3 protein-coding genes and 1 pseudogene are annotated in these 4,369 nt (G+C 65.5%); 3 read left to right on the forward strand and 1 reads right to left on the reverse strand.

The window, feature by feature from the left end; all coding sequences use genetic code 11:
* Positions 1-588, reverse strand: a pseudogene (locus tag BIS11_RS11840) (lytic murein transglycosylase); the annotation flags it as partial.
* A gap of 259 nt (positions 589-847) precedes the next feature.
* Between BIS11_RS11840 and htpG the strand changes: the two are divergent.
* From htpG to sixA, 3 genes are all read left to right on the forward strand, one after another.
* The gene (gene htpG, locus BIS11_RS11845) at positions 848-2,752 is read left to right on the forward strand and encodes a molecular chaperone HtpG (RefSeq protein ID WP_253419480.1); all 1,905 of its coding nucleotides are present in this window, start codon (positions 848-850) and stop codon (positions 2,750-2,752) included.
* A 143-nt stretch (positions 2,753-2,895) separates the two neighbouring features.
* A complete protein-coding gene (locus BIS11_RS11850; protein WP_253419482.1) occupies positions 2,896-3,963 on the forward strand; it encodes an NAD(P)H-dependent glycerol-3-phosphate dehydrogenase in 1,068 nt (355 codons plus the stop codon).
* The coding region (sixA, locus tag BIS11_RS11855) for a phosphohistidine phosphatase SixA (protein WP_253586094.1) at positions 3,956-4,369 on the forward strand (414 nt) is incomplete at its 3' end. The genes BIS11_RS11850 and sixA, both read left to right, overlap by 8 nt.

Raw genomic sequence — 4,369 nt, forward strand, 5'->3', positions numbered from 1 at the left:
GAGATAGCTCGAAAGCCCTGTCTCACCAGCCTGCCAGGCGAGCATCTTGCGCTGCCACACCGCGCGGTCGTCGATGGTGCCGTCGGCGCGCAGCCGGTTGAACAGGCTGTCGCAGGCATTGGGCTGCGAGCCGCCGGTCAGCCACAGCTCGCGTCCCGCCGCGCGGGCATCGCTTGGCGAACGGTCGAGCAGGGCGCTGTAGTAGTAGCACTGGCGGGCGGTGCCGTCCGGCACACCGTCGGCCACGGCGAGCAGGTCATCAAAACGGCCGGCGTAGCCGTAGTTGGCGATCGCCTGGCCGCGTATCCACTCCGAGAGCGGCGAGTCGCGGTAGCGGTCGATGAACGCCTGGATGCGCTGGGCGGAAACGTTCGGGAGCTGGCCGCGCAGGCGATGGTACTCCACGTAGCCCCCCAGCACGTGGTCGTTGACCACGCGCTCGTCGACGCGTTGCCACTGCTGGTCGCGGGCGGCTTGAAGGGCGTCGCGCATCTGGGCGTCGGTGGCCGCCTCCGCGTGGCTGGACAGACCGACGATCGCCGCGGCGCACAGCGTACGAAGGCGAAAACGAACTCGCAAAACCGGCATGGCTTCCTCTCTTGCCTGGTGAGCTGACTGCTGAAATAGGGGTGAAGCGATAAAATAGGGGGTGAAGCGACTATAGTGGACTATAACGACAAACGCCGCGCGCACAATCCCTCCCCGAGCGATCGGCCTCGCCTCGATGTCCCGATGCCACTCATTTGCTTGAAATCTTTCGGCCTAGCCCCATATTGACTGCACACGAGACACCGCGCCTTTTCTAGAGCGCACCGGATATCCAGTGATTGGCAATTGAGGGCTACGCATGAGCACCGCCACCCACGAAGAGACGCTTGGTTTTCAAACCGAAGTCAAGCAGCTTCTCAACCTGATGATCAACTCCCTGTACTCCAACCGGGAAATCTTCCTGCGCGAGCTGATCTCCAACGCCGCCGACGCCTGCGACAAGCTGCGCTACGCCGCGCTCGACAACGACGCGCTGTATGAAGGCGACAGCGACCTGCGCATCGAGATCGAGCACGACGCCAAGGCCAACACGGTGACGCTGCGCGACAACGGCATCGGCATGAACCGCGAGGACGTGATTGCCAACCTGGGCACCATCGCCCGCTCCGGCACCGCCGAGTTCATGCAGCAGCTCACCGGCGAGCAGCAGAAGGACGCCAAGCTGATCGGCCAGTTCGGCGTCGGCTTCTACTCCGGCTTCATCGTCGCCGACGAAGTCACCGTGCGCACCCGCAAGGCCGGCACCAGCGCTCAGGACGGCGTCGAGTGGCGCTCCAGGGGCGAGGGCGAGTTCAGCGTCGCCGACATCGAGCGCGACAAGCACGGCACCGAGATCATCCTGCACCTCAAGGACGACGCCAAGGAGTTCGCCGACGAGTACCGCCTGCAGGGGCTGGTGCGCAAGTACTCGGATCACATCGAAGTGCCGGTACGCATGCCCAAGGTCGAGACCGCCAAGGACGACGACGGCAACGAGATCGAAGGCAGCGAAGTCACCACCTGGGAGACCATCAACGAAGCCACCGCCCTGTGGGTGCGGCCGAAGTCCGAGGTCTCGGAGGAGGAGTACAAGGCGTTCTACAAGCACGTCGCCCACGACTTCAGCGATCCGCTGACCTGGAGTCACAACAAGGTCGAAGGCAAGCTCGAGTACACCAGCCTGCTCTACGTGCCCGGCCGTGCGCCCTTCGACATGTTCGAGCGCGACGGCGCCCGTGGCGTGAAGCTCTACGTGCAGCGCGTGTTCATCATGGACGACGCCGAGCAGTTCCTGCCGCTCTATCTGCGCTTCATCAAGGGCGTGCTCGACACGCGCGATCTGTCGCTCAACGTCTCGCGCGAGATCCTCCAGCAGGACCCGAAGGTCGAGAAGATCAAGGGCGCGCTGACCAAGCGGGCGCTGGACATGCTCAAGAAGCTCTCCAAGGACGACGAGCAGTACAAGGCGTTCTGGAATACCTTCGGAAGCGTGCTGAAGGAAGGCCCCGGCGAAGACCCGGCCAACCGCGAGAAGATCGCCGAGCTTTTGCGCTTTGCTTCCACCCATACCGATACCGCCGCCCAGGAGCAGTCGCTGGCCGGCTACATCGAGCGCATGAAGGAAGGCCAGCAGAAGATCTACTACGTGGTGGCGGACAGCTTCAACGCGGCGAAGAACAGCCCCCACCTGGAGATCTTCCGCAAGAAGGGCATCGAGGTGCTGCTGCTCTCCGATCGCATCGACGAATGGCTGATGACCCACCTCACCGAGTTCGACGGCAAGACGTTCGCCGACGTGGCCAAGGGCGAACTCGATCTCGGCGACGTCGAGAACGAGGAGGAGAAGAAGGCCCAGGAGGAGACCGCCAAGGCCAAGGAGGAGCTGGTCAAGCGCGTGAAGGAGGCGCTCGGTGACGGCGTGCAGGACGTCAAGATCACCCATCGCCTGACCGACTCGCCCGCCTGCGTGGTGCTGCCGGAGCACGAGATGGGCTACCAGATGCGCCGCATCATGGAAGCCGCCGGCCAGCCGCTGCCGGAGGTCAAGCCGATTCTCGAGCTCAACCCGGAGCACGCGCTGGTCGATCGCCTGGAGGCGAGCGACGGTGATCGCTTCGGCCAGCTGGCGCATATCCTGCTCGACCAGGCGATCATCGCCGAGGGCGGCCACCTGGACGACCCGGCGGCCTACGTCAAGCGCCTCAACAGCGTGCTGACCGCCTGAACGTGATGCGTTGATACCACGGCCCGCCGGCCTGCCGGCTGGCCGTTTTCGTTGGCGAGTGTCAAAACCGCCGGTGGCGTCCTCGTGCGCCACGCCATTGATGGTAAAGTAGCCGCCATCGTCCAGAGACTCAGGAAAACACCATGGCCTTGGAGCAGAGCAACGTCGCCGTTCTCGGTGGAGGGAGCTTCGGTACCGCGCTTGCCAGCATCGCCGCCGACAACGGCGCGACGGTGCGTCAATGGATGCGCGACCACGCGCTGGTCGAGCAGATCAATCGGGAGCGACGCAACGGCCGCTACCTGCCGGACTACGCGATCAACGAACGTGTCGAGGCCACCACCGATATCCGCCACGCGGTGGAGGGCGCGGCCATCGTGCTGGTGGCGATTCCCTCGAAGGCGTTTCGCCAGGTGGTCGAGCAGGCAAAGCCCTGGCTTTCGCCGCAGCAGATCCTGGTCAGCACCACCAAGGGCATCGAGCAGGAGGGCTTTCTGCTCATGAGCCAGGTGCTCGATGAGGTCACCGGCTTCGATCATGTCGGCGTGATCGCCGGCCCCAATCTCGCCTCCGAGATCGCCGACAAGCAGCTCACCGCCACGGTAATCGCCAGTGCCGACCCCGACACCCGTACCCGGGTGCAGAAGGCGCTGGGGTGCAGCTACTTTCGCGTCTACGCCAGCGACGACCGCCACGGGGTAGAGCTTGGCGGGGCGCTCAAGAACATCTACGCCATCTCCGCCGGCATGGCGGCCGCCCTCGGCATGGGCGAGAACACTCGCAGCATGCTGATGACCCGGGCGCTGGCCGAGATGGGCCGCTTCGCCGTCGCCCAGGGCGCCAACCCGATGACCTTTCTGGGACTGGCCGGCGTGGGGGACTTGATCGTCACCTGTTCGTCGAAGCTTTCGCGCAACTACCGGGTCGGCTACGCCATGGGCGAGGGGCGAAGCCTCGACGAGGCCGTCGAGGCCCTCGGTCAGGTGGCGGAAGGGGTCAATACCGTCCGGCTCGTGTGCGACAAGGCGCGAGAGATGAACGTCTACATGCCGCTCGCCGAAGGCTTGAAGAAGGTGCTGTTCGAAGGCGTGGCCGCCAAGGAGATGGCCGGGCTCTTGATGGCGGGCGAGCAGAGCAGCGATGTCGAGTTCGTGCTGCCCCGGGAGGCGGTCCTCAAGGCGCATCGAGGCGAAAAGGTGCGCCATGACTAGCGCCTCGAGACTTGTGATCATGCGCCACGGCGAAGCCGGCCCCGGCCGGGTGGATGCGACGCGCACCCTGACCCCGCGCGGCGAGCGCGAAGCGGCGCGCATGGGCGAGTGGCTCGCCATCGACTATCGGCACACGCCGCTTGCGCTCTACGCAAGCCCCTTCGTGCGCGCCCAGCAGACCGCGACGCTGGTCGGCCAGGCGCTGGGGCAGCCGGTGCGTACCCTCGAGGGCATCACGCCGGACGATGATCCGCAGGCGGTGTGCGACTGGCTGCTCGAACAGCAGGAGGGCTGCATCGTGCTGGTCAGCCACATGCCGCTGGTGGGAATGCTGACCGGGCGGCTGGTGGACGGGGCGCGAAGCCCGGGGGTGGGGTTTGCGACCGCGGCGGTCGCCGAGCTCGAC

It is taken from the genome of Halomonas sp. 707D4 (genome assembly GCF_024158685.1).
Classification (GTDB): domain Bacteria; phylum Pseudomonadota; class Gammaproteobacteria; order Pseudomonadales; family Halomonadaceae; genus Vreelandella.

Coding starts and splice junctions, on each gene's coding strand:
- BIS11_RS11850 (WP_253419482.1), top strand. CDS start 2,896: ATGGCCTTGGAGCAGAGCAACGTCGCCGTTCTCGGTGGAGGGAGCTTC.
- htpG (WP_253419480.1), top strand. CDS start 848: ATGAGCACCGCCACCCACGAAGAGACGCTTGGTTTTCAAACCGAAGTC.